The sequence below is a fragment of the Streptomyces cavernicola genome, assembly GCF_029968035.1.
Lineage (GTDB): Bacteria > Actinomycetota > Actinomycetes > Streptomycetales > Streptomycetaceae > Streptomyces > Streptomyces cavernicola.
The window spans coordinates 97714-123685 of sequence record NZ_JASCIQ010000015.1; the positions used below are offsets into that span (position 1 = coordinate 97714).

A 25972-nucleotide genomic window follows, 5' to 3' on the forward strand; every position below is an offset into this window, starting at 1 on the left:
ATCCCAGCACCTCGACTCCGTCCGGCGGCGCGAACGACCAGTCGCGCCCGGCCTTGCGCCGCCGGACGGCAAGCAACACAACTCCAGAGCCAGAGCGCCGAGTTCACGGACGGTCCCGTGAACCCGGCGCTCTTTTGCGTCCGCCCCGTCAGGGGCGCGGGGAACTGCGCGACCAGCCACGACGGCGGGTCCGACGAAGAACAGGCAAGGGAGCCCGGGGGCGCAGCCCCGGAGGCTGGGGCCGGGGGGCTGCAGGCACCCAACTTCCCGGCCCCGCAGGCCCGTTACCGTTGCCACCGCATCAACCGATCACGATGGGACACGTCTTGCATTCCACCCTCATGAGGCAGCGCATCACCGACCGGTTCGGTGACGTTCCCGGGCTCCTCGGGCCCTTTCACGTCGAGCGGTTCGGGTTGATGAAGGAGAAGGAGCCGATCGCGCCGAAGGAGCTCAGGCCCGAGGTCTTCAGCGAGCAGCGGATGACGGGAGGCGCGTTCGGGAAGCTGTGGGCGGCCGGCATGCAGATCTTCTGGAGCGAGAAGGGGAACCCCACAGGCCCTTCGGACTTCGGCGCCGATCCGGCGCGCCGGCCGGAGTTCCGGGAGAAGGGCAAGGCGTTCTTCGGCGGCTGGCAGAGCACCGCGGGGCAGCTCCTCGCCGCCGTGCAGCCGGTGTCCCGCTGGTGGTACGTGTGGAGCTTCCTTGCGCTCACCCCGCAGGGACTGCGGGTGTACTACGCCCCCAGCCACCAGGCCAGCGCGTTCCAGCTCGCCGAAGGCGTCCTCGCGGGCCCTGAGTTCCCGCGTGAGCGCCTCGCGTGGATCCGGCGGCACAAGGACGGCAAGCACCACGAGTTCGGCTTCACGGACGGCTCCTGGGTGACGCTGCACGTGGCCGACCACGAGGAGTTCGGCCGGCAGGTTCCGGGCGTGCTCGAACCGCAGGCGCCCGTACCGTTCTGATCCCGGGCACACGGCCGGGCACACAGAAGGGGCGGTCCACCCCCCTCCGGGTGGACCGCCCCTTCACATGAGGCCGGGGCCTCAGCTCTTGAGGGTCTTGATGGCGGTCGGCGCGTGCCAGGCCTCCGTCGCGACCTCCTCGAACTCCGTGACGTCGCTGATGTCGGCGGTCTTGCTCATCGCGATGTTGGTGATGCGCTCCAGGATCGCCTCGACGACGACCGGGACGCGGTGCTCCTGGGCCAGCTTCTTGGCCTGCTCCAGGGCGTCGCCCAGCTCGTTCGGGTCGGTGACGCGGATCGCCTTGCAGCCGAGGCCCTCGGCGACCTTGACGTGGTCGACGCCGTACACGCCCAGCTCGGGGCTGTTCTGGTTCTCGAACTCCAGGTTGACCTGGAAGTTGATGTCCAGACCGATCTGCGCCTGGCGAATGAGGCCGAGGTAGGCGTTGTTGACCAGGACGTGGACGTACGGGATGCGGTGCTGCGCGCCGACGGCCAGCTCTTCGATCATGAACTGGAAGTCGTAGTCACCGGAGAGCGCGACGACCGGGGTCTCCGGGTCGGCCTTGGCGACGCCGAGCGCGGCCGGAATGGTCCAGCCGAGCGGTCCTGCCTGGCCGCAGTTGATCCAGTGGCGCGGCTTGTAGACGTGCAGCATCTGGGCGCCCGCGATCTGCGACAGACCGATGGTCGTCACGTAGCGCGTCTCGGGCCCGAACGCCTTGTTCATCTCCTCGTAGACGCGCTGCGGCTTCATCGGGATGTTGTCGAAGTGCGTACGGCGCTGCAGCGTGGCCTTGCGCTCCAGGTGCGAGGCGACCCACTCGGAGCGGTCCGGGAGCTCGCCGGCCTCCTTGAGCTCGCGCGCCACCTCGACGAACAGCTCCAGGGCGGCCTTCGCGTCGGACGTGATGCCGTAGTCCGGCGGGAAGATCTTGCCGAGCTGGGTGGGCTCGATGTCGACGTGGACGAACTTGCGGCCCTCGCGGTACACGTCCAGCTTGTAGCCGGTGTGACGGTTGGCCCAGCGGTTGCCGATGCCGAGGACGAAGTCCGACTCCAGGAACGTGGCGTTGCCGTAGCGGTGGCCGGTCTGCTGGCCGACCATGCCCGCGTTCAGCTCGTGGTCGTCGGGGATGGTGCCCCAGCCCATCAGGGTCGGGACGACCGGGGTGTTGGTGATCTCGGCGAACTCGACGAGCAGGTCCGAGGCGTCGGCGTTGATGATGCCGCCGCCCGCGATGATCAGCGGGCGCTCGGACTCGACCAGGAACTTGATCGCCTTCTCGATCTGCGCGCGGGTCGCGGCCGGCTTGTAGACCGGCAGCGGCTCGTACGTCTCCGGGTCGAACTCGATCTCGGCCATCTGGACGTCGATGGGCAGGTCGATGAGGACCGGGCCCGGACGGCCGGAGCGCATCAGGTGGAAGGCCTGCTGGAAGACGCCGGGGACCTGCGCGGCCTCCAGGACCGTGACGGCCATCTTGGCGACCGGCTTGGCGATCGAGGCGATGTCGACGGCCTGGAAGTCCTCCTTGGCGAGGAGGTGGCTCGGGGCCTGGCCGGTGATGCACAGGATCGGGATCGAGTCGCCGATCGCCGAGTACAGGCCGGTGATCATGTCGGTGCCGGCGGGGCCGGACGTACCGATGGCGACACCGATGTTGCCGGGGTTGGTACGCGTGTAACCCTCGGCCATGTGCGTGGCGCCCTCGACGTGGCGGGCCAGCGTGTGGTCGACGCCGCCGACCTGCTTGAGGGCCTTGTAGAAGGGGTTGATCGCAGCGCCCGGCACACCGAACGCGTTCGTAACGCCCTCGCGCTTGAGGATCTCCACTGCCGCCGCGGCGGCTGTCATTCGAGGCATCGAGTACTCCTGCGTCGACCTGTCGGGCACTTCCACCGACACCACCTGGTCGTTTCCGGTGGTTTTCGCTATGCGGAAGTTATGTTCTGCTATACGGAAGCAATGTAGAAGCAGGTTGTTCAGGTCGTCAAGAGCCAAATCGCCACACCTCTCGACGAGCCCCCTCGCCAGCCCTCGCCAAGACCCCCGTGAAGACCCCCGTGCACGCGCCTCCGCACTCCCGCGCGCCCGCGAACCTGGCCAACTCCCTCCCCAGAAGCGCGTCCTTGGTGGACGATGGGGGCGCGGCATGGACACGGGGCGTCTGAGCGAAGGGGGCGACCATGGCGAAGGGGGCGACCACGGCGAGGGGCGGCGCTGATGGCTGAGAGCGTGCCGGTGCGATGCCCGGCCTGTCGGCGCGAGCACGTGTACGCGGCGCCGGTGTTCCCCTGCGCCTGCGGGGCGCCGGTGTGCCCGCCCCTGGTGCGGGGCGCGGCACCCGTGCCCATCAGACATCGCACCTGGGCGGACGAGTGGGTGACCGTGCGCTGCCTGTCCTGCGGGCGTCAGGACCAGTGGCCGCACCCGGAGCTCGGCTGCCCCTGCGGGACGATCCTGCGGATCATCGTGCGCTCGGTCGCCACGGCGCCCACGTCGAACGCCGCACCGCCGCTGCACATCCCGCTGCCGCCGACGGCGCCCGCGCCCCGGCCCGCGTTCCACCCGGTCACGATCCGCACCGCCCGGGACGCGGTGACGGCCGCCGCGCTGTACCTGAAGTGGCTCGGCTACCGGGACATCCGGCACGTCGAGCCGCACGGCGGGGCGGCGGTCGGGCTGCACGCGCCGGGACTGGTCGCGCGGGTCGAGCCGTCCACGCGGCGGACCGGGGTGCGGGACGTCGAGACCCTCTGGATGTCCGCGCTCGCCGAGTCCGCGGTGCCCGTGCACTTCTCCCTCGCCGGGTACGCGGAGGAGGCCCGCTTCCGCGCGGACACGCTCGCCGTGCCGCTGTTCGTACTCGACCTCACGGGCACGCCGTTGCCGGTCAACAGCCCTGCGGACGAGCTGGTGACCACGGGAAGCGCGGAGTAACCCCCGCCCCGCCCGCCACCGTCGACTCGGCCCCACACATCACCCTCGGGACCACGCCCCACACCCTCGACTCGGCCCCCGCAGATCGCCCTCCGGGCTCGTCCTCAAACGCCGGACGGGCTTCCTTTGCTCCCCTCCCCGCCCCTTCCCGAAAGACTGCCGTCGGCACGGGGGCTCCGCCCCCGGACCCCCGCTCCTCAAACGCCGGAGGGGCTGTTTTTAAGGGGCGCGGGGAACTGCGCGAGCAACCACGACGGCGCAGCGAGCCGAAAGACAGCAGGAGGGGTCCGGGGCGAAGCCCCCGGAACAGGGGCGCGGGGAACTGCGCGACCAGCCACACCGGCGCGGCAGCCAAACAACGGCCGGGATCCGGGGCCCGGGGGCGGGCAGCCCCAGGCAGGGGGGCCCGGGGGCGGTAGCCCCGTAGCGGTGCCGTCCGAGGTACGGGGCACGTTCGCCCCGTAAGCCGAACCGAACTCACCCCGTGAACCCCTCCCGCAGCTCCACCTTCCGCACCTTCCCCGACACCGTCATCGGGAAGGAGTCCACGATCTGCAGCCGCGTCGGGATCTTGTAGTGGGCGAGCCGGTCCTGGCAGAAGGAACGCAGGTCGTCCAGGGTCAGCCCGGCCGACTCGTCGCGCAGGATCACGCAGGCCAGGACCTCCTCGCCGTACTTCTCGTGCGGAACACCCACCACCTGTACGTCGGAGATCAGCGGGTGGCCGTACAGGAACTCCTCGATCTCGCGCGGGTAGATGTTCTCGCCCCCGCGGATGATCATGTCCTTGATGCGGCCGACGATCTGGACGTACCCGTCCTCACGCATCACCGCCTGGTCCCCGGTGTGCATCCAGCGGCCCGCGTCGATGGCCTCGGAGGTCTTCTCCGGCTCGTCCCAGTAGCCGAGCATCACGCTGTAGCCGCGGGTGCACAGCTCGCCCGGCTCGCCGCGCGGCACCGTCACGCCCGTGGCCGGGTCGACGACCTTGACCTCCAGGTGCGGGTGGACGCTGCCGACAGTGCCGGTGCGCCGCTCCAGGTCGTCCGACATGCGGGTCTGCAGCGACACCGGGGACGTCTCCGTCATGCCGTAGCAGATCGACACCTGCTCCATGTGCATCTCGGCGACGACCCGCTTCATGACCTCCACCGGGCACGGCGAGCCCGCCATGATGCCGGTGCGCAGCGACGACAGGTCGTACGAGGCGAAGTCGGGCAGGCCCAGCTCGGCGATGAACATGGTCGGCACGCCGTACAGCGAAGTGCACCGCTCCTGCTCGACCGCCCGCAGCGTCGCCGCCGGCTCGAAGGACGGGCCGGGGATGACGATGCACGCGCCGTGCGCGGTCGCCGCGAGGTTGCCCATGACCATGCCGAAGCAGTGGTAGAAGGGCACGGGCAGACAGATCCGGTCCTGCTCGCTGTACCCGATCAACTGCCCCACGTTGTGGCCGTTGTTGAGGATGTTGTGGTGCGAGAGGGTGGCGCCCTTCGGGAAGCCGGTGGTGCCCGAGGTGTACTGGATGTTGACCGGGTCGTCACAGCTCAACTCCGCCTCGCGCGCGGCGAGTTGCTCCCGCGTGCCCGGCTCGGCGAGCAGCGCGGCCCAACTTGCCTCGTCCCCGATGTAGTACGTGCGCCGCAACCCGGGGCAGCGCGGGCGCACCTGCTCGACCAGGGCCCGGTAGTCGCTGCTCTTGTGCCCGAGCGAGGCGACGAGCACGCCGATGCCGGCCTGGCCCAGGACGTACTCCAACTCGTGGGCGCGGTAAGCCGGGTTGATGTTCACCATGATCGCGCCGATACGGGCCGTGGCGTACTGGATCAGCACCCACTCCGGGCAGTTCACCGCCCAGATCCCGACCCGGTCCCCCTTGCCCACACCCTGCCCGAGCAACCCGAGGGCGACCTCCTCGACTGCGGCCCCGAACTCGGCATACGTCCACCGCCGCCCGGACGGCACATCCACGAGCGCCTCACGATCGGGGAACCGCGCCACGGCCCGCGCGAGGTTGGCTCCGATGGTGTCGCCGATCAACGGGGTGTCGCCGAGACCGTGCACGTACGACAGGGACTCACGTTCGCTCTGCAGCATGGCGTCAGCATGCCTCGGGGGGCCGGGGCGCGCTAGATCTCTTCCCTAACGAGGTCCCCGCCCCCTCGCCCCGGCTCACAGGCCCTGCAGAAACTCCGCCCAGGCGGATGGCTCGACGGTGAGCACCGGGCCGCCCTGCGCGAGGCGCTTCGAGTCGCGTACGTGGACGCTTGCCGCTCCCCGGGCGACCTCTACGCATTCGCCGCCGGCGCCGCTGCTGTGGCTGCTCGTGAACCAACCCAGTTCCGGCTCGGATGCATCGTGGGGCTCTTCGACGTTCATGTGTCTCCCAGCAACTTCTCGACGAAGGACAGCGAATCCGAAGGCGTAAGCCCCTGGGCCCGGAGGATGCCATACCGCTCCTCGAAGCCTCGGACCACTGGCCGCTCGGTGTAGAGGCGACTGTGTTCATTCACCTCCATGTAAGAGATCCTGCGCCCCTCACGGGTCTCGATCAAGGTGAACGGGCCACCGAGGCCAGCGTGCTCGCTCCGCTCGGTCGGCATGACCTGGATCTCGACGTTGCGCTGGTGTCCGTAGAGCAGGATCTGCTCCAACTGGCCTCGCGAGATTGCCCTGTTGCCGAGTGGACGACGCAAAGAGGACTCCTCGATCACGAAGCTGATCGTCGGATGGGGCTGGCGTGAGAAGAGCTGTTGCCGGGCCAGCCTGGCCGCCACCCGTTGGCTCACGGTCTCCTCGCTCAGGAGCGGTCGCCACATCTCGAACACCGCCCGCGCATACTCCTCCGTCTGCAACAACCCCGGCACCGCCTGGTTCGCATACACATGCAACTCCACCGCCTCCCGCTCCAGCTTCGCCGCGTCGCGGAAGAACGCTGGGTACCGGGCCTTCGCCACCTCCTCCTTCATCACCTTCAGCATTCCGTCCGCGTCGAGGGCGTCATCCGCCGCGTCGATGAGTTCCGGCTTGGGAATGCGCCGCCCCAGCTCGACCGACGCGATCTGGTCCTCCCCGTACCCGAGCAACGCCCCCAACTCGGCCCGGCTCAGTCCCTTCCGCGTACGGAGTAACCGCAGCTGCTGCCCGAAGCACTTCAGGAAGCCCGCGTCGCCCTCACCCTCGCCCTGGCTGCCCACCAGCACGCCACCTCCACCCGTACGTACAGCTCGCGCCTGTACCACCCACCGGCCGTGACCGTGCGTCCACGATACGGACAGCCCCCGCCGCCCCTCCCACGATTCCGCCGAAGTCCAGCCCATCGAGCCACAGTTGAGCGCCCCGCCTCACTCCAGCGGGCGGCCCCCCAGGACGCCTCCCGCAAGTGATGTCTCAGAGTGACATCGCCTCAACCACCTCGACCGGGGCCGGGTCCACCGCAGGGGTGACTCCGGCCCGTCGCCGTCTCGGCCCGGTCGAGCAGGCCCGTACGCGCGGCGAGCGCCGCCGTACAGAACCCCGCCGTACACACAGAACCCCTGGTCAGCCCACCCGCGCGCCCGCCACGCTCCCCCCATGCACCAGACCAACCCTCAGCCTCAACCCACCACTGCCGTCCACGAGTTCGCCATGGCGTTCACGGCGACCCCGCGCGGCGCCCGCCTCGCCCGGCATCTCGTCTCGCACCGGCTGGACGCATGGGGACACCCCTACGACGACGACGTCAACGAAACCCTGACCCTTCTGGCCGGCGAGCTGTGCGCCAACGCCGTACGCCATGGGCGCGTCCCCGGCCGGGACTTCCACGTACGCCTCACCGAGGAGCCCGGCCGGCTGTTCCGCCTGGAGGTCTCCGACACCCGCACGGAACGCCGGCCCGCACCGGTCGATCCCGCCTGCCCCGGCCCCGACGCCGAATCGGGCCGCGGCCTGCTCCTCGTCGCCGCCCTCGCCGACGCCTGGGGCATCACCGACCGCCGCCCCGCACCGGGCAAGACCGTATGGGCGACGCTCCGTTGCAGCCCGCCCGACGAAATCGGCATCAGCGAATCCGCGGCCACCGTCACCGCCGTAGAACGTCGCGTTCACCAGCATCACCTGCACCCTCGTCTGTTACCGCAGACTCGCCAGATGAGAATGCCCTCGATGGCCTTGTGGTGGGGGTTCATCGAGTGCCTTACGGTGCTTCGATGTCCGCTTTCATGCAACAACTGCCTGCACTGCTCGGCGTAGTGATCGGCGCTCTCGGTTCTTACCTGGTGGTAATGCGGGGCGACGATGCTCGGTTCCGTCGTGAGCAAGCGGCGCGGCGCGAGGATCGTCGACTGGCGGCCTACTCAGAGTTCGCCAGGTCCCTGAGGGCGTCCGTCAGCACGATGTTCAGGGCTGCTGCCCAGCTGGGCAATGATCCGCACCCCCATCCGCTCCCCCTGGGAGAGGCGGCTGTGCGGCTGGGGGAGGCATCCGAAGCTCGTGATCTCGCGTGGGAGTCAGTGCTGCTGTTCGGGTCACCGGAGGTTGTGGATGCGGCCAGGGAATGGGCCGTGGCTGTCGCCGAGATGGAGCAGGCGGTGCGGGCTGAGGCGCGCGATCGGGAGGGATGGAAGACGCTGGCCGGGAAGCAACGCGTCGGACGTGAGGGGTTCTACGCTGCGGCCCGTAGCGATGTCGGACTCCCGGCGGGGCACTCGGGCCGGTGGCAGACTCGCCCGGGGCGTGAGGGAGCCTAAGCTCTCGCCCCTTCCCTGGCCTTCGCTCGCAGCACCCGCATCCTCGCCTGGAACTGCGGAGGAACTGAGTTCGCGACGCGGTCTTGCCCCGTGTGTCCCGGGCCACCAACACTGATCTTCATGCCGATACCCATAGTTGTGCTGGTCGGGACGTTGGACACCAAGGGCGAGGAGTACTCCTGGGTCCGGGACCGGCTGCGGGAGCGAGGGGTCGAGACGCTGCTCGTCGACACCGGGATCGTCGGCCCGCCGCGTGTGCGGCCGGACGTCCCGCGGGACGTGGTGGCGCGGGCCGCCGGGAGTGAGGTCGAGCAGCTGGTACGGGACGGGGACCGGGGCGCGGCCGTGACCGTGATGGCGCGCGGCGCGGCCCGGGTCGTGACCGAGTTGCACGCGTCCGGGCGGCTGCACGCGGTGCTCGCGGTGGGCGGCAGCGGCGGTACGTCGATCGCGAGCCAGGCGATGCGTGAACTGCCGCTGGGCGTACCGAAGTTGATGGTGTCGTCGATGGCCGCCGGGGACGTGTCGCCGTACGTCGGGAGCACCGACATCGCCATGCTCTACAGCATCGTCGACATCGCGGGCGTGAACCGGGTGTCCCGGCCCGTCCTCGCCAACGCCGCCGACGCGGCGGCCGGGATGGCGCAGGGGTACGCGGCGGCGCGGCGCGCGGAGCGGTCGGTGGAGTTCGCGGCGGGCGAGCGTCCGCTGGTCGCGGCGTCCATGGCGGGGGTGACGACTCCGGGCGTCGACGCGGCCCGCGCGCGGCTCACCGAACTCGGCTACGAGGTCCTGGTGTTCCACGCCGTCGGTTCGGGCGGCCGGTCCCTGGAGGAGTTGGCGGGGCGGGGGCTGTTCGCGGGGGTGCTCGACCTGACGCTCTGCGAGATCGCCGACGAGGCGCTCGGCGGGGTCCTCTCGGCCGGCCCGGACCGGTTGAGATCCGCCGGGCGGATGGGGCTGCCGCAGGTGGTCGCGCCCGGCGCCCTCGACATGATCAAGTTCGGGCCGATGGACACTGTGCCGGAGGCGTTCCGGGGGCGGGGGCCGCGGGTGCACAACCCGTCGATCAGTGTCGTCCGCACGACGGCGGAGGAGTGCGTGCGGCTCGGCCACTCGGTCGCCGCGAAGCTGCGTGCGGCCACCGGGCCGACGACGCTGCTGCTGCCGCAGCGGGGCTTGTCGACGCTGGGCGCGCCGGGTGGGCCGTACCACGAACTCGCCCTGGACCAGGCGTTGTTCGCCGCGCTGCGGGAGGGGTTGCGGGGAAGTTCGGTGGAGGTGGTCGAGGTGGACACGCACCTCAACGATCCGTTGTTCGGGAGGGGGGCGGCGGAGCGGTTGCATGCGGCGATCGTGGGCTGAGGCCCGGTTCCCTTTCCCCACCCCGCCCCTTCCCGAAAGACTGCCGTCGGCACCGGGGGCCAGCCCCCGGACCCCCGCTCCTCAAACGCCGGAGGGGCTGGTCTTTAGGGGCGCGGGGAACTGCGCGACCAGCCACGATGGCGGGAAAGCCGAACGACAAGCGCCGCAGGCTTTCGGGAAGGGGCGGAGTGGGGAAGGCTCACGCAGGCGGGGCCACCAGCTCTCCCGACCTCCCCGACCGCTCCAACGCCCGCCGCACGAACCCCGAACCCTTCAACTCCTCCACCAGCCCCCGCAGGAACCCCACCGTCTCCGGCGCCCGGTCGCGCCGCGTGCCCACCGCCTGGCGGATCTGCATGAACCGGCCTTCGATCAGGCGGAGTTCGGGGTGCGCCGCCACGTACTCCGTCAGCGGCTGCCGGATCCCCGCGCCCACCTCGAGGCCCTCGGCCACGAACACGTCCACGCCCTCCTCGCCCCGTACGACCGACGCCTCCCGCAGAGTCCGGGACAGGTACAGGTCGTACGCGGAGCCCCGCTTCACGCCGATGCGGACCCCCGCGCGGTCCACCTCCGCCACAGACCTCAGCGGCGAGTCGGCACGCACCGCGTACACGCCCTCGATGACGACGTACGGCGCGGTGAAGGCGACGTCGGCCTCGCGGGCCGGCTCGACCGCCAGGAAGCAGAGGTCGGCACGGCCCGCGGCCATCTCCTCGTACGACTTGCGCGCCGCGTCGAAGCAGGCGAAGGAGACCGGCACGCCGAGCCGGGCGGCGACCTCGCGGGCGATGTCGACCGTGACCCCGGCCGGCGCCTCGGGCGTGCCCTGCGCGAGGACGGGGTTGCCGAGGTTGACGGCGACCCGCAGGACCCCGGTGGGGGCCAGGTCGCGGACGACCGCTTCAGTAGGGGTGAGCGGGGTGTTCATGGGGCGGAGTTTAGGTCGGCCCCATGAACACCCCGGGACCAGGACGGTCCGGATGAGCGTCGCGCCGACCAGGATCACCGCGGCGGCCGTGATGAGCGGGCCGCTGCGCTCCGGTCCCTTCCGCCACCCCAACTCCCCCCAAGAGGGGCTAGTTCACGCCCCGGTCCCGTCCCGTCCAGTACGGCTCCCGCAGCTTGAACTTCTGGATCTTGCCAGTGGCCGTACGCGGGATGGCCTCGCGGAACTCGACGCTCGTCGGGGCCTTGTAGCCGGCCATGCGGGACTTGCAGTGGGCGATGATGTCGGCCTCCTCGGCGGCTTCGCCCTCCGCGAGGACCACCAGGGCCTTGATGGTCTCGCCCCACTTCTCGTGCGGGACGCCGATCACGGCGACCTCGGCCACGGCGGGGTGGCTGAAGATGGCGTCCTCAACCTCGATGGACGAGACGTTCTCGCCGCCGGTGATGATCACGTCCTTCTTGCGGTCGGAGATCGTGAGGTGGCCGTCCGCCGCGTCGAGCGTGCCGCCGTCGCCGGTGTGGAACCAGCCGCCCTCCAGGGCCGCCTCGGTCTCCTCGGGCTTCTCCCAGTACCCGTCGAGCACGACGTTGGAGCGGGCGAGCACCTCACCGGCCTCCGACACCTTCAACTTCACGCCGAGCGCGGGCAGTCCGGCACGGGACAGCTTGCGGGCGCGCTCCTCGGCGGGCAGTGCGGCGTCCTCGGGGCGGGTGCGGTTGAAGGTGAGGACCGGGGAGGTCTCCGTGAGGCCGTAGATCTGGGTGAACTCCCAGCCCAGCTCGTCGCCGACGCGCTGGATCAGCTTGGTCGGCGGGGGCGCGCCGGCGCAGACGATGCGCACCTTGTCGCGGCCCGGGATCTCGCCGCGCCAGGTGGCGGCCGCGTCCAGGACCATGTTCCAGACGGCGGGCGCCCCGCACATCAGGGTGACGCCGTGCTCCTCGACACGGCGCAGGATCTCCGCGCCGTCCACCTTGCGCAGCACGACCTGCTTCACGCCGAGCCCGGCCATCACGTACGGCATGCCCCAGCCGTTGCAGTGGAACATCGGCAGGGTGTGCATGTAGACGTCCCGCTCCCAGGAGCGGGTGTGCAGGCCGAAGGTGAGGCCGTTGACCCAGATGTTGCGGTGGGTGAGCTGGACGCCCTTGGGGCGGGCGGTCGTGCCGGAGGTGTAGTTGATGGTGGCCGTGGCGTCCTCGTCCGGGTTGGACCAGGGGCGGGGTTCGACGCCGAAGCGCATCAGCTCCGTGTCGGTCTGCGCGCCGAGCACGAAGCGGTGCCGGGCCTTGACCCCGGCGAGCGCCTCGTCCAGCTCCGGGTCGACGAGCAGCACGGACGCGCCGCTCTGCCGCACCACGTACTCGATCTCCTCCGGCTTGAGCCGGAAGTTCACCGGCACACAGATCCGGCCGCTCATCGGCACCGCGAAGAGCAGTTCGAGGAGGCGGGTCGAGTTGTGGCTGACGACCGCGATGCGCTCGCCCTCGCCGACGCCGAGCGCGTCGAACCCGGCCTGCCAGGCCCGCACCCGCTCACCGAGCCCGCCGTACGTCAACTCCGGTACGGCAAGGGCCGGTTGGGAGGGTTCGTCGACGACGCCGGGGCTGGAGGCGAACCCCAGCTCGGCCCGGTCGAGGAAGTCCGCGACGGTCATCGGTGTCCGCATGCCTGTCTCCTGTCGTCCGGTGGTCCGGGCGCTGTGCCGCGCTGCGCCGAGCCGTGTCATGCCGTGTCGGCGTTGTCTCGTCCGGTGCCGGGGCGGGTTACCGCATGTGTACTCCCCCGCGCCGGACCGCTCATTAACATCGTGTGAGCGGTGACCGGATCCTGCCACCCCCGAACGGGGGTGTCAGCGGGCGCAACCGCGCGGAAGAGTCAACGGGCAGGGAGGCACGGTGACGGCGGACGCCGGGGCGACGGCAGAGGTGCGGGCGGCACTCGTGCGGCTGCGCCGCGCCACGGGCCTGCCGGTCGCCTTCGGCGGACTGGTCGAGGAGGGGCGCGGCCTGCGCATCGGCGAGCTCAGCGGCGCCGCCACCGCCTCGCTCCAGGGCCTGGCGGTCGCGCCGGGCAGCGGCCTCGGCGGCAAGGCGCACGCCCTGGCCCGCGCCGTCGCCGTCACCGACTACAGCACATCGCGGCACATCAGCCACGAGTACGACGTCGCCGTCGCCGCCGAGGGCCTGCGCTCGGTCCTCGCCGTGCCGGTCGTGGTGCGGCGCCGGGTCCGCGGCGTCCTGTACGGCGCGCTGCGCACGGCCCAGCCGCTCGGCGACCGCACCCTGAACGCGGCGGTGGCCGCCGCCCGCGACGTGGAGCAGACGCTCGTCGTACGGGACGAGGCGCGGGCCCTCCTCACGGCGGCCCGCGCGCCCGGGGACGATGGGGCGTGGGAGCGCGTACGCGAGGCGCACTCGGCGCTGCGGGCTCTTGCTCCGCGCATCGCCGACCCGCTGCTGCGGTGCGAACTCCTCGACGCGCTGGGCAAGTTGATGCCCACTGGCACCGCTGTGCCGGAGCCTGCGGTGCGGCTCGCGCCGCGTGAGGTGGATGTGCTGTCCTGTGTGGCGTCCGGCGCGACGAACGCGGCGACCGCCGAGCGTCTGAGCCTCCGCCCGGAGACGGTCAAGGGCTATCTCCGGTCGGCCATGCGGAAGTTGGGGGCGCACACGCGGTTGGAGGCGGTGGTGGCGGCCCGCCGGACGGGGGTTCTGCCGTAGGGGGCGTTTTTTCCTTTCCCCACCCCGCCCCTTCCCGAGAGTCCTCGCCGGACGGGCCTCCTCAAACGCCGGAGGGGCTGGGTTTGGCGGGATGGGGCTGCGATGAGTGCCCCTATAGGGGCGCGGGGAACTGCGCGACGAGCCACGACGGCGCGGCAGCCGAAAGACAGCCCCGGGGCCCGGGGCGAAGCCCCGAAGCCGACCGCAGGTCTTTCGGGAAAGGGGCGGGGTGGGGAAGAGTCAGAGCCGCGCCCGCAACCGGGGCGCGACAAGCAAGGGTTGGAGCAACACATGGTGCCCCTCGACCGATTCCTCGCGTTCGCGGTGATGTCGCTGATCGTCATCGTCGTGCCGGGCCCGAGCGTCCTGTTCGTGATCGGCCGCGCCCTCGCGCACGGCCGGCGCACGGCCATGGCGACGGTGTTCGGCAACGTGGCCGGCTCGTACCTGCTGGTCGTGGCCGTCGCGTTCGGGGTCGGTGCGCTGGTGGGACAGTCGGCCACAGCGTTTCTCGCGGTGAAGCTGGCGGGGGCCGCGTACCTCGTGTACCTGGGCGTGCAGGCCTTCCGGCACCGCAAGGACATGCGGGTCGACTCGCTGCGCACGGCGACGCCCGAACCCGCGCGGAGTGATCTGCGGACGGTTCTCGACGGCATCCTGGTCGGCGTGACCAACCCGAAGGGCATCGTGTTCTTCGCGGCGGTGCTGCCGCAGACCGTGGACCACTCGGCCGGTCAACTGCCCCTGCAGATGCTCTTGTTGGGCCTCGTCCCGATCGGCATCGGCCTCGTCACGGACACGCTCTGGGGGCTCGGCGCGGCCGCCGCCCGCAACTGGTTCGCGCGCTCCGACCGCCGGCTCTCGATGATCGGCGGCGCGGGCGGCTTCGCGATGATCGGCCTCGGCGTGACGGTCGCGGCGACGGGCCGCGCGGACTGATACCAGTACGGATACCCGTACGGATACCAATACGGATACCCGTACGGCGCGGTCAGGCGCCGACGACCTTCCCGTACCGCACCTCGTACCCGGCCGCCCCCGTTCCCATCGGCCCCGCCAGCAACCGCTCCGCCTCCGCCTCGACCTCCCTGCGCTGCGGCTTCGTGAGCGCGTCGAAGGGTTCGACGGTGATCACGGCGGGCCCGTCCGCCGGTTCGTCGAGGCGCCAGGCGCCCGCGAGGAAACCGTCGGCGAGGAAGACGCTGAAGCTGCGGTTGCCGACCCAGGTGCGGCCCCGGTACGCGGTCGGCATGACGCGGCTGCGGTCGGCGTGCGAGAGGAGCAGGTTGTCGTACTCGGGCAGCAGCCGCACCGGCGCCGGGACGTCCGGGCCGGGTCGCGGCGCGTCGGGCAGGTCGAACAGCTCGACGCCGTGCTCGTCCCGGAACGCGACCAGTTCGGGCCGCAGCCGCTCGAAGACCGGGCGAAGGCGGGTGACGCCGGCCCAGGTCTGCATGTCCTTGACGGAGGCGGGCCCGAACGCGCGGAGGTAGCGCAGCACGACCTCGTCGGGCGCGGGCGCGGGGCCCGTGGGGCGGCCGAGCCAGTGCTCGACGGTGGTGAGGGCGACCTGGCCGCTCTGCCGCCACAGTCCGCGCGGCGTGACCTGGACGAGGGCGAGGGTGTTGCGTGCGGCGATGCCGAGTGCCTGCGGGTCGGCGTCCGGCCAGGTCGCGCCGAGCGCCTCGCGCAGCTGCTTGAGGGTACGGGGTTCCTCCTCCACCAACTCCCTTGCCTGTACGGAGAGTTCGCCGAGGTCGACGCCTTCGAGCCCCTTGCGGAACATGTGCAGTTCGCGGTCGCGGGCGGGTTGGGCGAGGTGGCGCAGCGTCAGGGCGTCGGAGGCGGTGTGGGTGTGGAGGGTGGAGCGCATGGTGACGGTGCGGACGACGGCGCGGTCGGCCATGAGCGTGGAGAGCTCTTCCGGGTCGAAGTCCTTCAGCCTGGCGGCGAGGGCGTAGTACGGCGGCTTCACGTTCTGCGCCTGCAGGCCGAGCAGGTGCGCGACGGCGCTCTCTGCGGGCCTGGCCGCCCGCTCAAGCAGGAACTGTCGGGCGAGGGTGGCTCGGTTGAGGGCACGGGGGTCGAGCGTGGGGGGCGTCGTCGTCTGCGTCGTCATGGCGGCACGCTAGCTGCGCTTGCGGACGGTGGCTGTCCGCGACGCCGTTGCTTTTCCCCTCCCCGCCCCTTCCCGAAAGTCCTGGCGGACGGCTTCGGGGGCCAGCCCCCGGACCCCCTCCCCCAAGCTCTCGGCTTCGTTCGAGCAGGGGGGACCCCCATCTCAAACGCCGGAGGGGCTGAATTTGGGCCACGGTGGGGGCTGCCCCTTTAGGTGCGCGGGGAACTGCGCGACCGGCCACGACGGCGCAGCAGCCGAAGGACAGCAGGGTCCGGGGCGCAGCCCCGAAGCTGCTGCAAGCTTTCGGGAAGGGGCGGGGCGGGGAAACACACGCCCGAAGGGCGAGCGGCCCGCTCCGAGTCGACCTGGCGGGGGCCGACTACCCCTCCTTGCGGACCTCCACCGGCTCCGGCGCCGCCGCCGGGTCGAGGACCCGCGCAAGGAACGTACGCGTCCGCTCATGCCGCGGAGCACCCACCACCCGCTCCGCAGGCCCCTCCTCCACGATCACCCCGCCGTCCATGAACACCACCCGATCCGCGACCTCCCGCGCGAAACTCATCTCGTGGGTGACGACCAGCATCGTCATCCCCTCCTGCGCGAGCGACCGCATGACGGCAAGGACGTCCCCGACCAGCTCCGGGTCGAGCGCGGACGTCGGCTCGTCGAAGAGCATCAGCTCCGGGTCCATGGAGAGGGCCCGCGCGATCGCGACCCGCTGCTGCTGCCCGCCGGACAGCTGCGCGGGATACGAACCGGACTTGTCGGCGAGGCCGACCCGCTCCAGGTTGGCGCGGCCCACCCGCGCCGCCTCCGCCTTGTCGCGGCGCAGCACCCTCCGCTGGGCGAGCGTCAGGTTCTCCAGGACGGTGAGGTGCGGGAACAGGTTGAACGACTGGAAGACCATGCCGATCCGCTGCCGCACCCGGTCGATGTCCACATCAGGGTCGGTGACTTCCGTGCCGGCGACGGAGACCGTCCCGGACGTCGGTTCCTCAAGGAGGTTCACGCAGCGGAGCAGCGTGGACTTCCCGGATCCGGAGGGCCCGATGACGCAGACGACCTCGCCGCGCTCGACGGTGATGTCGATGCCGCGCAGCACCTCGAGGTCACCGAACGCCTTGCGCAGCCCGCGTACGTCGATCTGTGCACTGGTAGACATGGCTTGCTCCCTCATCTCGCCTTCGCCGTACGGGATTCGAGGCGCCGCACGAGATGCCCGAGCGGCAGCGTGATCATGAGGTAGAGCAGACCGGCGATCAGGATCGGGGTGAGGCTCTTGTGCTCGTTGAGGGCGTCCCGGCCGAAGTTGGAGAGCTCGTACTGGCTGAGGGAGAGCCCCAGGAGATAGACCAGGGACGAGTCCTTCGTCAGCAGGATCAGCTCGTTCGTCAGGGGCGGGAGGACGATCCGGAACGCCTGCGGGATGATCACCGAGGCCATGGCGCGGCCGTGCGACATTCCGAGCGAACGGGCCGCCTCCATCTGCCCCTTGGGCACGGCCCGGATGCCGGCCCGGATGGTCTCCGCCATGTACGCGGCGCCGACGAGACCGAGGGCGAGCATCACCGTCACGTACTTGTCGATCGCCACCTCGAAGGCGAGCGGCACGCCGAAGCCGAGCGCGATGAACACGAGCAGCGCGGGCACGCCGCGGAAGAACTCGATGTACGTGACGGCGATCCAGCGGTACGGCGGCACCGACGAGAGCCGCATCAGGGCGAGCACGAGCCCGAGGACGAGCCCGAAGCCGAAGCCGAGGAGCGTGTAGACGCCGGTGTTGAGGAGGGCTATCGCCAGGATGTCGGGGAACTGCGCCTTCGCCACTTCGACGTCGAAGAACGCCTGCCGCAGCCGCTCCCAGTCCGCGAGCAGCACCACGGCGAGCAGGGCGACGGCGAGCAGCCCGTACTGGGCGCCCCGGAAGGCGCGGGCCCGCTGCCTGCGGGTGAGGGCGGCCATCACTTGCTCTCGGGGGCCGTGCCGAACCACTTCTTGTAGATCTCGTCGTAGCGCCCGTCCTTCTTGGCCGCTTCGATGACCTCGTCGATCTTCGCGCGCAGGGCGTCGTTTCCGGTGCGTACGGCGATGCCGTACTGCTCGCCGGTGTCGAACTCGGCGGCGACCTCGGTGTCGGGGTTCTGCTTCACGTAGTCGTAGAGCACGCCGTTGTCGTTGATGCCGGCGGCGATCTGCCCGGACTTCACGGCGGCGAGCAGCAGTCCGAGGTCCTCGAACTCGACGAGCTCCGCGCTCTTCGGTGCGTTCTTCTTGGCGTACTCGCCGCCGGTGGTGGCCTTCTGGTAGCCGAACTTCTGGCCCTTCAGGTCGGCAAGTTCCTTGTACGGCTTGCCTTTTCGGGTGATGAGGGCCTGTGTGGCGTCGAAGTACGGGACGGAGAAGTCCATGACCTTGTCGCGCTCGGGCGTGATGGTCAGGCCGGAGGCGGCGAGGTCGCACTTGTTGGTGCTGAAGTCCTGGCCGGTCTCGATGCCTTCGAAGGGGGTGTTGACGATCTCCTGCTTGACCTTGAGTTCCTCGGCTATGAGGTCCACGAGGTCCACGTCGAAGCCGACGACCTCGCCGCCCTTCTTCGTCTGGAACGGCGGATACGGCAGGTGTGTGCAGGTCTTCAGCACACCCTCGGTCACGAACTGCACCCCACCGCCCTTGTCGCCCTTGCCGCCTTCCGACTTGGTGCTGGTACAGCCCGTGAGCAGCAGTGCGACGGCGGCGGCCGCGGCGGTCACGGGAAGGGCGGTACGAACGGACACGGACACAGTGCCTCCAAGGCGGCAGCCGAACAACCGAGCAGTGCTGGTGCGGGGGGTTCGTGGTGCGTCGTCGTGGTGCGTCGTCGTGGTGCGTGGTGGTACGCGAATCGGCTCGCGCCGCACGCGGCGGGCGAGTTGCTGCATCCTAGGACGCGGCGCTGGCTGGCGACAGGGGTGATCGCCTGGCCGATTCCGGTTCCCGCCGAACCCACCCACCGCCCGCCCCCGAACGGAGCGAAGCCCGGATGAACAGCAAGGCGACCCTGCTGAACGAACTCACCCAGGGGACAAGGGAGTTGGAGCGGGGGCTGAAATGGTTCGCGAACCTGTCCGAGCAGGAGCGGTCAGCAGCCTGCGAACCCTACGGCTCCGAAGTCTCCGACTCGACCGCCTCGCGGGTCTGGGGGCCGTACACGCCCGACTGTTCGGGAATGTCGCGGGCGCTCTGGAAGCGGGCCACGGCATCCTCGACGTCCGGGCTGTAGTTGCCGTTCACCGGGCCCACGTACAACTGCAGCTGGCGTAGGCGCTGTTGGAGTTCGACGACCTGCTCGCCGTGGTCGCCGCGGCGCAGCGTGGTCGGGGCGTCGTCCGAGGTCGGCGAGGAGCTCGTACGGCTCGGCTTCGGGGACTTCGACTCGCTGGACGGGGACGCGGACGGGATGGCCGAGGCGCCGGCCTCCGGGTCCTCGGCCTCCTGCTCGCTCGCCGTCTCCGTCGGGGTGGGGCTCGGCCGCGCGTCGCGGTCTGCGCGTTCGCGCTGCCGCTCGGTGGACGAGGTCTCCGGCGTCTCGGGGTCGCTGACCGTCACGCGCTCGGCCGCGCCCGAGGGCCCCGCCTGGGGGTCCGGCCCGCCGGAGAAGAACCCGCCCGCCACGCCCACGGTCACCGCGACGACGACCGCGGCCCCGGCGATCAGCCCGTACCGCCAGCCGCGCCCCGCCGCCCCGGCCGACTCGGAGCGGCTGAACTCCGGGGCCCCACCGGCCCCACCGGCCTCGGGGGCCTCGTCGAAGAGCTGCAGCACTTCCTGCGTGAGCGTGGACTCGGCCGCGTCCGGCGGCGCGACGTGCCCGAACACCGGGTCGGGCCCAGTGGCGACCGGAGGCACGGCCGTTGCCTCCTCGACCGGCGCCTGCTGGGCCGCGGCGGCCTCGCGCGCCCGCAACGCACAGTCGCAGGCAGGCCTGAAGTCCGGCAGGAACGCCGTTCCGCACCCCGGGCAGTGCTGTCCACTCACAGTTTGTTCACACCCCTCCATGAAGCAGCCACAGATTATGCAGGTGATCCATTCGAATGCACAGCGCATACCGGGAGGACCCACACCCCGTGTGGGATACGCCACGCTCAACAGACCCGAGGGCCTCGCCCCTCCCCGTACGAGATGTCCGCCCATACGGCCTTGCCGACGACTCTGTCCCGTACGCCCCACGCGTCCGCGAGTTCAGCGACGATCCACAGCCCGCGCCCGCTCTCCAACTCAGCTGATTCCTCCCGCAGTTGGAGCTTGCGCTCCCCGCGCGCGTCCGCGACCTCGATCCGCAGCACACCCTTCTCCGTGCCTTCGCACTCCACCCGGACCTCGAAGTCCCGTCCGGGTACGAGTCCGTGCGTCACAGCGTTCGCCGCCAGCTCGGCCACGACCGACGCGACGGCCTCCGAGACGGCACCGCCGTGCGGGAAGCCCCACGCGTCGAGCTGATGCAGGACGAGCCGCCGCGCGAGCCGCGCACCACGCGGGGTCGCACTGAACCGCTGCGCGAACTGAACGGCAGGGAGGGGGATTTGAGCTTTCATGTCACCGAGCGTGGCCGTTTGCCCGTACGCTGACCAGTGACTGCGAGGCGACGGAGTGTAGCCGTACGGGTCCGCTCCGCTGGATGTACGGGGTGGTACGGACATGCGCGAAGAACGGCCCGAGCGGCCGGCGGAAGCGGACGGCACAGCGCACCTTTTCGCTGCGCTCGGCAAGCAGATCAAGGTGTTGCGCGAGGCATGCGGCATGGGCCAGCGGGAATTGGCCACGGCCACGCACGTGAGCCTGGACCTGATCTCGGCGATCGAGCGGAATGTACGTATTCCGCAGCCGAGGTTCCTGGAGTTGGCAGAGGTGGCTCTGGATGCGCGGGGGGTTTTGACGGCGGCGATCCCCGACGTGAAGGCAGCGCTTTCGCGGGCGCGGACGAGGCATCCGGAGTGGTACCGGGGGTACGCGAAACTGGAGTCCGAGGCAGTGGAGTTGCACTTCTACGCGGACCAAGGGGTGCCGGGGTTGCTGCAGACCGCCGAGCATGCCGAGTGCGTATTCCGCAACCACCGCCCGCTGCTGGACGAGGAGACCATCGAGAAGCGGATCGCCGACCGTCTGCACCGCCAGAAGGTCTTCGAGCGCAGCCCTGCCCCAGTGATCAGCTACGTCCTGGAAGAAGCCGTGCTGGATCGGCCTCTCGGCGGTTGGACCGTGCACGAGGCCCAACTGCGGCACATCCTGCAGGCGAGCCGCATGCGCAACGTGGAACTTCAGGTAATGCCGACCGAGGTGAACGAACACCCCAACTTGCAGGGCGCGTTCAATCTGTTGACTCCCAAGGGCCAGCATCACCACGTCGGTTACACCGAGGTTCAGGAGCACCCGCGCCTGATCACTGCCCCTGCACAGGTCCGGATCTTGGCGGAACGATATGGGATCATGCGTGCGGTGGCGTTGCCCCCACGCAGGCCCATGGAGCTGATCGAGAAGAAGCTGGAGCGGCGATGAACTCCCCCGAAAACCTTGCCTGGTTCAAGTCGAGCTACAGCGGCGGAGGCGGCGGCGAATGCCTCGAAGTCGCCCAGGATCAGCGTGAGTTGACCCTCCACATCCGCGACTCCAAGAACCCCTCCCTCCCCCACCTCACCGCAACCCCCGCCGCCTGGGCGGCATTTCTGAACGCGTACGCGAGACGCTGAAGGGCCCCCGAGTCGACGGTGTGCGGCCCCGTGCCTGCCGCGAGGGACTCGTTCACCTCTGCGGCGGTGAGGACGATGCCGAACTCCGCGCGGGCCACGGCGATGACGTCGTCGACAGTCGGGCGGCTGCCCTCCGGGGCGCGGTGCGCGGCGAGGGTCGTCGCGGCTCGGGTGAGGACGGCGGTTCTCGTGGTGTGGTCGAGGGATTCGTCCTTGAGCACGATGAGGACCTGCCGCCACAGGGTCAACGTCGGCCTCCGGCGCAGAGTTCGTGGGCGGGGGCGTCCCGGCCCGTTTCCGCCGCCGCTGCCCGCTCGCGGAGTTCGCCGTGGGTGAGGTAGGGGCCCGCAGGGCCCATGCGTACGGCCGGGTCGTCGTCCGCACGAGGGGCCACGTCCGAGCGCAGCGGCCAGTGGCGCAGCTGGTCGAGGAAGTCCGGGCCTACCTGGATCAGGGTGGTGTCGTCCCCCGCCTCGTGCAGCAGAGGGGGCGCGGTGAAGACCAGGCGCGCCCTCGACCGTCGGCCCGGTGCCAGGCCCTGCGCCGGCACCACGATCGCCCCCAGCCGGAGCACCCCGAAGTACAGGGCGGGGTAGGCAGGCACGTCGGGCACCCGCAGCCCCACCGGATCGCCGGGGCGCACGCCATGCGCGTACAGGCCGCCCGCCACCCGGGCGCTGAACTCGTCCAGTTCTTCGAGGAGGGCTGTGGCGAGGTTGGTCACGTCAGTTCACCTTCATGCGCGCGGTTCTCTTCGACGTGAAGATCCTCGTGACCCGCCCCCACGAAGCACCATGTCGACGCCCACAGGAACCTCTGTCCCGTACGACAACGACCCCAGGTCATTTCATGCGTTGAGTCCCTTTCGGGGCCCTGCCTGGCCTAGTCTCGGCCCGTGCATGCGACGACATCGACGACATCCCGGACCCTGGTGGCCGACCTGGCGGGCACGCTGATGGAGCGGATCGACGCCATCGCGTCCGACATGGCCCAACTGACGTACGACAACATCGAGTTCTACCGGACGATGGTCGTCGACCCGAAGGACCTGCACGCCTCGATGGTGCACAACGTGCAGGGGATCATCGCCCATCTGGTCAGCGCCGAGCCGAGCGCGATCGACCTGTCGGGGCCCACCGAGACCGGGCGGCGGCGGGCCGAGCAGAACGCGCCGCTGCCCGAGGTGCTGCGCGCGTACCGCATCAGCTTCCAGTTCTTCTGGGAGCAACTCCTCGCCGAGGCACGGAAGTCGGGCGGTGACGCGCCCGGCGCGCTGCTCGACCAGGCCGCGCACATCTGGGAGATCGCCGACGCGTTCTCCTCCGCGCTCACCGACTCGTACCGCGAGACCTGCGCGGAGCGGATGGTGGAGACCGACCGGCGGCGCTCCGCCCTCGTCGGGGAGCTCATCGACGGGCCGTCCACGGCGACGGAGACCGTGTGGGAGGTCGCGCGGATGCTCGACTTCCCGTTCCAGGGCTCGTTCCTGGTGGTGACCGCCGACGCCCTGACCTCGCAGGAACCGCCCCTGCCCAGCCTCGACCGACGCCTTCGCACCCTCGGCGTCGCCTCCGCCTGGCGGGCCCAACGGGGTTCGGAGACCGGGGTGTTGTCCTGCCCGCAGCGCCGGCCGCTGGAGGAGATCCTCGACGCCGTACGCGCGTCCGCGACCAGCCGGGTCGGGGTGAGCCCGCTGTACGACCGGCTCGACCGGACCGGCCGCGCGCTGCGGTACGCGCAGGTCGCCGCGGAGTCGCTGCCGCCGGGTGCGCCCGCGGTGCGGCAGCTCGACGACACCCCGTTGACCGAGCTGGTGATGAACAACCTGGAGACCACCCAGCGCGCCGTCCAGCGCATCCTCGGCGGCGTGCTGTCCCTGCCCGAGGAGGACCGTACGACCCTCCTCGCCACCGCCCGTGCGTGGTTGGAGGCGCACGGCTCAGCGGCCGAGGCGGGCCGGATGCTGTACTGCCACCAGAACACGGTCCGTTACCGCATGCACCGCCTGGAGGAGTTCCTCCGCGGGCCGCTCGACGACCCGAAGATCGTCGCCGAACTCTCCATGGCCCTCGACGCGGTCGGCACGTTCCCGATGCTGCTTGAACGCCACCGGGCGGTGGGGGACGGCTGACGCCGACTGCTGAGGCCCCCACCGCCGTCGGGCGTCGCCTCAGTCCCCCGTCGTCTCCCAGCCGTAGTCCGGCAGGTCGAAGAAGCTGTCGCCGTCGACCGTGTCCGCGGTGCCCGTGGCGAGGCCCGTCAGAAGGGACTCGACGCCCGTGCGGACGGTCTCCACGAACATGCCGCGCTGGGTCTGGCCCAGGTCGTCCTGCTGGCCGCGGACCTCGAAGAGGACCGTGCCCGTGCCGTTGAGGGCGAAGGCGGAGCGGCTCTGGCCCGCGTACTCGCGCTCGTCCGGGTGCAGGTAGCGGCCGGTGGCGGCGAGCCTGGACTGGTCGCCGTAGGCCTCGGCGATGCCGTTGGCCACTGTCGTGGCATACCGGCGGGACTTGTCCTGGTCCAGCTTCGGCCACTCCGCCTTGTACTTCGCGCCGTCGTTCACGCCGAGCGGCGGGTAGTCGAGGGAGACCGTGATCAGCTTGCCGTCCTGCTCACCGCCGGTGACCCGCAGGCACGGGCCCATGTGGTGCAGGTCGATCATGGCGTCGACCGAGCCCTTCTCGGCGCGCATCTGCACGTACGTGTCGCGGATCGCGCGGGACTCCGGCGACAGGAAGAACCCGGCGCCGGCCTGGGTGCCCGGCAGGTCGGAGGCCTTCGGGACGTAGTTCAGGTCGGGGTTGAAGTCGCGGTTCAGGTCGTACCCGGGCTGCTTGATGCCGTCGCCTTCCAGGCTGTGGTACCAGGCTCTGGGCGCACCCGCCAACTGCGGGAATTTCTCCAGGGTTTGATCCCAGGAGTGGACGTTGATGCGGCGGTTCAGCTCCCCGCCGTCGGGGTTGACCATCGGCATCGCGACGAGGGTGACCTCGCTGAGGATCTTCTTGGTCTTCGCGTCGTCGCTGGAGCCCAGCTGCTTCAGGATGCCGAGCAGCGCCTCCGTGCCGGTGCGCTCGTTGCCGTGGATGGCGCTGGTCACCATCAGGACGCGCTTGCCGGTGCCGGCGCGGGCCGTCCACAGCTCGCGCCCCTGGGCGGTGCGGCCCGCGACGTCCACGGTCACGCGGCCCCGGCTGGTCTTCTCGATCTCCCGGAGTTCCGCGCCGAGTTGGGCGTGGTCCGTCCAGCCGTCCCACTGGGGGTCTTCGGCGATCTTGCACTGGCCCGGCCCCTCCTCCGCGGAGGCGGGAGCGGAAGCGGCGGCGGGGGCAGCCGAGGCCGGGCCGACCATCAAGGTGGCGGTCAGGGCGGCGGCCAGTGCTGAGGCGGAAAGGCGCATGCGTGCGGACTCCTCACGTCGGTACACACAAAGGCACACAAGTGACAGGCGTGGGGGGTGAGTTGAATGATGCACGCTGCAAGCAGATTTGTATACCAACAACCCGTGCGCCGAAGCCCCGTACCGACCGCAGGATCAGCGGCCCGGCACCACCGCGACCGCACAATGTGCGTGCAACAGCACCGCGTTGGCGACCGAGCCCATGATCAGCGTGTCCGTGGTGAGACGGCGGCGATGGCGGCCGACTACCAGGAGGTCGGCCGTACGGGACGCGGTGACGAGGCGGCCCGCCGGGTCGGCGGGGGCGACCACCGGGTCGACCGCGACCTTCGGATAGCGCTCCGCGAACGCGGTGAGGCGTTCCCGCTGGCCCGCCGTCAGGGCGAGCCCCGCCCTGCGCGCGTCCGCCGCGTCGCCGGGGACCAGGTCGCCCATCGTCGTCAGGGCCCGCAGCGGCACCCGGTACGTGGAGACGACCTGGAGCTCCACGCCCCGCCGGGCCGCCCCCGCGAAGGCGAAGTCGATGACCTCGTCGGCGGTCTCCTCCGGGTCGAGGCCGAGGACCACACGGCCGGGCGGCCCGCCCTGCGCGGCATGGGCGGCGCGGGACTCGTGCGGTACGACGACCACCGGGCACGGGGCCTGCGCCGCGCACTTGCGGCCGTTGGAGCCGAGCAGCAGCGCCGCGAATCCGCCGAGGCCGCGCGAGCCGAGGACGAGGAGCGCGGCCTCGTCGGCGAGCTCGCAGAGTGCGCTCGCGGGCGCGCCGTCGACCGCCACGTACCGCACGGGCGGCGTCCGCTCCCCGTACGCGGCGACGGTCTCCTCGATCCTGGCCCGTACGAGATCGGGGGCGGAGGAGTCGCGGCCGGTGCGGACATGTGCCGCGACGACCTCCCTGCCGTGGCCGAGAGCCGCGTCGACCGCCCAGGTCAGGGCCTTGAGGCTGGGTTCGGAACCGTCGACGGCGGCCAGGATCGGGCCGCCGTTCGCTCTCGGGGCGCTCGGCGTGGAGGCGCTCGTACTCATGCCCCCAGCGTGCGGGCGGACGG

The 25972-nt window shown here is 70.7% G+C and carries 25 protein-coding genes; 9 read left to right on the forward strand and 16 right to left on the reverse strand.

What is annotated here, in order from left to right:
• Nucleotides 1-341: 341 nt before the first annotated feature.
• Nucleotides 342-965, forward strand: coding sequence for a hypothetical protein (locus QIS96_RS16170; protein WP_282543290.1), 624 nt, complete (start codon nucleotides 342-344; stop codon nucleotides 963-965).
• Nucleotides 966-1046: 81 nt separating this feature from the next.
• Here QIS96_RS16170 and gcl read toward each other — a convergent pair whose 3' ends face one another.
• Nucleotides 1047-2825 (reverse strand): glyoxylate carboligase, encoded by a 1779-nt coding sequence (gcl, locus tag QIS96_RS16175; protein ID WP_282543353.1) that lies wholly within the window; start codon nucleotides 2823-2825, stop codon nucleotides 1047-1049.
• 369 nt (nucleotides 2826-3194) lie between these two features.
• Here gcl and QIS96_RS16180 point away from each other — a divergent pair, with 369 nt between their 5' ends.
• The gene (locus QIS96_RS16180; RefSeq protein ID WP_282543291.1) at nucleotides 3195-3911 is read left to right on the forward strand and encodes a hypothetical protein; all 717 of its coding nucleotides are present in this window, start codon (nucleotides 3195-3197) and stop codon (nucleotides 3909-3911) included.
• 477 nt (nucleotides 3912-4388) lie between these two features.
• On the opposite strand, the gene QIS96_RS16185 is transcribed toward QIS96_RS16180, so the two are convergent.
• The 3 genes from QIS96_RS16185 to QIS96_RS16195 all read right to left on the reverse strand — a co-directional run bounded on the left by QIS96_RS16185 (nucleotide 4389) and on the right by QIS96_RS16195 (nucleotide 7114).
• The gene (locus QIS96_RS16185) at nucleotides 4389-6008 is read right to left on the reverse strand and encodes an AMP-binding protein (RefSeq protein ID WP_282543292.1); all 1620 of its coding nucleotides are present in this window, start codon (nucleotides 6006-6008) and stop codon (nucleotides 4389-4391) included.
• Nucleotides 6009-6083: 75 nt separating this feature from the next.
• Nucleotides 6084-6290 (reverse strand): DUF397 domain-containing protein, encoded by a 207-nt coding sequence (locus QIS96_RS16190; protein WP_282543293.1) that lies wholly within the window; start codon nucleotides 6288-6290, stop codon nucleotides 6084-6086.
• Complete coding sequence (locus tag QIS96_RS16195) at nucleotides 6287-7114, reverse strand: helix-turn-helix domain-containing protein (RefSeq protein ID WP_282543294.1); 828 nt, start codon at nucleotides 7112-7114, stop codon at nucleotides 6287-6289. Before QIS96_RS16195 ends, QIS96_RS16190 begins: the two co-directional genes overlap by 4 nt.
• 370 nt (nucleotides 7115-7484) lie before the next feature.
• On the opposite strand from QIS96_RS16195, the gene QIS96_RS16200 reads away from it, so the two are divergent.
• Both QIS96_RS16200 and QIS96_RS16210 read left to right on the forward strand, forming a co-directional pair.
• Nucleotides 7485-8141, forward strand: a complete 657-nt coding sequence (locus QIS96_RS16200) for an ATP-binding protein (protein WP_282543295.1) — start codon at nucleotides 7485-7487, stop codon at nucleotides 8139-8141.
• Between the two features lie 623 nt (nucleotides 8142-8764).
• Nucleotides 8765-10003, forward strand: coding sequence for a Tm-1-like ATP-binding domain-containing protein (locus QIS96_RS16210; protein WP_282543354.1), 1239 nt, complete (start codon nucleotides 8765-8767; stop codon nucleotides 10001-10003).
• Between the two features lie 199 nt (nucleotides 10004-10202).
• Here the strand turns inward: QIS96_RS16210 and QIS96_RS16215 are convergent, their stop codons facing one another.
• Entirely contained in the window at nucleotides 10203-10934 is a 732-nt protein-coding gene (locus QIS96_RS16215) for a transporter substrate-binding domain-containing protein (protein ID WP_282543297.1), read from the reverse strand.
• Between the two features lie 148 nt (nucleotides 10935-11082).
• On the reverse strand, nucleotides 11083-12624 hold the full coding sequence (locus QIS96_RS16220) for an AMP-binding protein (protein WP_282543298.1): 1542 nt from the start codon (nucleotides 12622-12624) through the stop codon (nucleotides 11083-11085).
• Nucleotides 12625-12853: 229 nt separating this feature from the next.
• Between QIS96_RS16220 and QIS96_RS16225 the strand changes: the two genes are divergently transcribed.
• Together QIS96_RS16225 and QIS96_RS16230 are read left to right on the forward strand one after the other, a co-directional pair.
• Complete coding sequence (locus QIS96_RS16225) at nucleotides 12854-13678, forward strand: response regulator transcription factor (RefSeq protein ID WP_282543299.1); 825 nt, start codon at nucleotides 12854-12856, stop codon at nucleotides 13676-13678.
• 291 nt (nucleotides 13679-13969) lie between these two features.
• Nucleotides 13970-14617, forward strand: a complete 648-nt coding sequence (locus QIS96_RS16230) for a LysE family translocator (protein WP_282543300.1) — start codon at nucleotides 13970-13972, stop codon at nucleotides 14615-14617.
• A gap of 52 nt (nucleotides 14618-14669) precedes the next feature.
• Here the strand turns inward: QIS96_RS16230 and QIS96_RS16235 are convergent, their stop codons facing one another.
• The 6 genes from QIS96_RS16235 to QIS96_RS16260 all read right to left on the reverse strand — a co-directional run bounded on the left by QIS96_RS16235 (nucleotide 14670) and on the right by QIS96_RS16260 (nucleotide 20368).
• Nucleotides 14670-15797 carry a winged helix DNA-binding domain-containing protein gene (locus QIS96_RS16235; protein ID WP_282543301.1) on the reverse strand — a complete coding sequence of 376 codons (1128 nt, stop codon included), beginning with the start codon at nucleotides 15795-15797 and terminating at the stop codon, nucleotides 14670-14672.
• 379 nt (nucleotides 15798-16176) lie between these two features.
• The gene (locus tag QIS96_RS16240) at nucleotides 16177-16959 is read right to left on the reverse strand and encodes an amino acid ABC transporter ATP-binding protein (RefSeq protein ID WP_282543302.1); all 783 of its coding nucleotides are present in this window, start codon (nucleotides 16957-16959) and stop codon (nucleotides 16177-16179) included.
• Between the two features lie 11 nt (nucleotides 16960-16970).
• On the reverse strand, nucleotides 16971-17759 hold the full coding sequence (locus QIS96_RS16245) for an amino acid ABC transporter permease (RefSeq protein WP_282543303.1): 789 nt from the start codon (nucleotides 17757-17759) through the stop codon (nucleotides 16971-16973).
• Nucleotides 17759-18571 carry an ABC transporter substrate-binding protein gene (locus QIS96_RS16250; RefSeq protein ID WP_282543304.1) on the reverse strand — a complete coding sequence of 271 codons (813 nt, stop codon included), beginning with the start codon at nucleotides 18569-18571 and terminating at the stop codon, nucleotides 17759-17761. The genes QIS96_RS16245 and QIS96_RS16250 overlap by 1 nt, the downstream gene beginning before the upstream one ends.
• 361 nt (nucleotides 18572-18932) lie before the next feature.
• Nucleotides 18933-19682 carry a peptidoglycan-binding domain-containing protein gene (locus tag QIS96_RS16255; RefSeq protein WP_282543305.1) on the reverse strand — a complete coding sequence of 250 codons (750 nt, stop codon included), beginning with the start codon at nucleotides 19680-19682 and terminating at the stop codon, nucleotides 18933-18935.
• A 236-nt stretch (nucleotides 19683-19918) separates the two neighbouring features.
• On the reverse strand, nucleotides 19919-20368 hold the full coding sequence (locus QIS96_RS16260; protein WP_282543306.1) for an ATP-binding protein: 450 nt from the start codon (nucleotides 20366-20368) through the stop codon (nucleotides 19919-19921).
• 103 nt (nucleotides 20369-20471) lie between these two features.
• On the opposite strand from QIS96_RS16260, the gene QIS96_RS16265 reads away from it, so the two are divergent.
• Complete coding sequence (locus tag QIS96_RS16265) at nucleotides 20472-21329, forward strand: helix-turn-helix domain-containing protein (protein WP_282543307.1); 858 nt, start codon at nucleotides 20472-20474, stop codon at nucleotides 21327-21329.
• Entirely contained in the window at nucleotides 21251-21520 is a 270-nt protein-coding gene (locus QIS96_RS16270) for a DUF397 domain-containing protein (protein ID WP_408907197.1), read from the forward strand. The genes QIS96_RS16265 and QIS96_RS16270 overlap by 79 nt, the downstream gene beginning before the upstream one ends.
• On the opposite strand, the gene QIS96_RS37860 is transcribed toward QIS96_RS16270, so the two are convergent.
• Nucleotides 21409-21768, reverse strand: coding sequence for a hypothetical protein (locus QIS96_RS37860; protein WP_408907195.1), 360 nt, complete (start codon nucleotides 21766-21768; stop codon nucleotides 21409-21411). The two genes, QIS96_RS16270 and QIS96_RS37860, sit on opposite strands and share 112 nt — an antisense overlap.
• Nucleotides 21765-22244, reverse strand: coding sequence for an AMP-binding protein (locus QIS96_RS16275; RefSeq protein WP_282543309.1), 480 nt, complete (start codon nucleotides 22242-22244; stop codon nucleotides 21765-21767). The genes QIS96_RS37860 and QIS96_RS16275 overlap by 4 nt, the downstream gene beginning before the upstream one ends.
• Before the next feature lie 171 nt (nucleotides 22245-22415).
• Here QIS96_RS16275 and QIS96_RS16280 point away from each other — a divergent pair, with 171 nt between their 5' ends.
• The gene (locus QIS96_RS16280; protein ID WP_282543310.1) at nucleotides 22416-23651 is read left to right on the forward strand and encodes a PucR family transcriptional regulator; all 1236 of its coding nucleotides are present in this window, start codon (nucleotides 22416-22418) and stop codon (nucleotides 23649-23651) included.
• Between the two features lie 39 nt (nucleotides 23652-23690).
• Here the strand turns inward: QIS96_RS16280 and QIS96_RS16285 are convergent, their stop codons facing one another.
• Entirely contained in the window at nucleotides 23691-24920 is a 1230-nt protein-coding gene (locus QIS96_RS16285) for a M14 family zinc carboxypeptidase (protein ID WP_282543311.1), read from the reverse strand.
• A gap of 135 nt (nucleotides 24921-25055) precedes the next feature.
• Nucleotides 25056-25949, reverse strand: a complete 894-nt coding sequence (locus QIS96_RS16290) for a universal stress protein (RefSeq protein WP_282543312.1) — start codon at nucleotides 25947-25949, stop codon at nucleotides 25056-25058.
• Between the last annotated feature and the right edge of the window lie 23 nt (nucleotides 25950-25972).

Excerpts from the sequence above, each read along its gene's own strand:
- QIS96_RS16170 (WP_282543290.1), top strand. The coding sequence starts at position 342 with ATGAGGCAGCGCATCACCGACCGGTTCGGTGACGTTCCCGGGCTCCTC.
- gcl (WP_282543353.1), bottom strand. The coding sequence starts at position 2,825 with ATGACAGCCGCCGCGGCGGCAGTGGAGATCCTCAAGCGCGAGGGCGTT.
- QIS96_RS16180 (WP_282543291.1), top strand. The coding sequence starts at position 3,195 with ATGGCTGAGAGCGTGCCGGTGCGATGCCCGGCCTGTCGGCGCGAGCAC.
- QIS96_RS16185 (WP_282543292.1), bottom strand. The coding sequence starts at position 6,008 with ATGCTGCAGAGCGAACGTGAGTCCCTGTCGTACGTGCACGGTCTCGGC.
- QIS96_RS16190 (WP_282543293.1), bottom strand. The coding sequence starts at position 6,290 with ATGAACGTCGAAGAGCCCCACGATGCATCCGAGCCGGAACTGGGTTGG.
- QIS96_RS16200 (WP_282543295.1), top strand. The coding sequence starts at position 7,485 with ATGCACCAGACCAACCCTCAGCCTCAACCCACCACTGCCGTCCACGAG.
- QIS96_RS16215 (WP_282543297.1), bottom strand. The coding sequence starts at position 10,934 with ATGAACACCCCGCTCACCCCTACTGAAGCGGTCGTCCGCGACCTGGCC.
- QIS96_RS16220 (WP_282543298.1), bottom strand. The coding sequence starts at position 12,624 with ATGCGGACACCGATGACCGTCGCGGACTTCCTCGACCGGGCCGAGCTG.
- QIS96_RS16230 (WP_282543300.1), top strand. The coding sequence starts at position 13,970 with ATGGTGCCCCTCGACCGATTCCTCGCGTTCGCGGTGATGTCGCTGATC.
- QIS96_RS16235 (WP_282543301.1), bottom strand. The coding sequence starts at position 15,797 with ATGACGACGCAGACGACGACGCCCCCCACGCTCGACCCCCGTGCCCTC.
- QIS96_RS16240 (WP_282543302.1), bottom strand. The coding sequence starts at position 16,959 with ATGTCTACCAGTGCACAGATCGACGTACGCGGGCTGCGCAAGGCGTTC.
- QIS96_RS16245 (WP_282543303.1), bottom strand. The coding sequence starts at position 17,759 with ATGGCCGCCCTCACCCGCAGGCAGCGGGCCCGCGCCTTCCGGGGCGCC.
- QIS96_RS16260 (WP_282543306.1), bottom strand. The coding sequence starts at position 20,368 with ATGAAAGCTCAAATCCCCCTCCCTGCCGTTCAGTTCGCGCAGCGGTTC.
- QIS96_RS16265 (WP_282543307.1), top strand. The coding sequence starts at position 20,472 with ATGCGCGAAGAACGGCCCGAGCGGCCGGCGGAAGCGGACGGCACAGCG.
- QIS96_RS16285 (WP_282543311.1), bottom strand. The coding sequence starts at position 24,920 with ATGCGCCTTTCCGCCTCAGCACTGGCCGCCGCCCTGACCGCCACCTTG.
- QIS96_RS16290 (WP_282543312.1), bottom strand. The coding sequence starts at position 25,949 with ATGAGTACGAGCGCCTCCACGCCGAGCGCCCCGAGAGCGAACGGCGGC.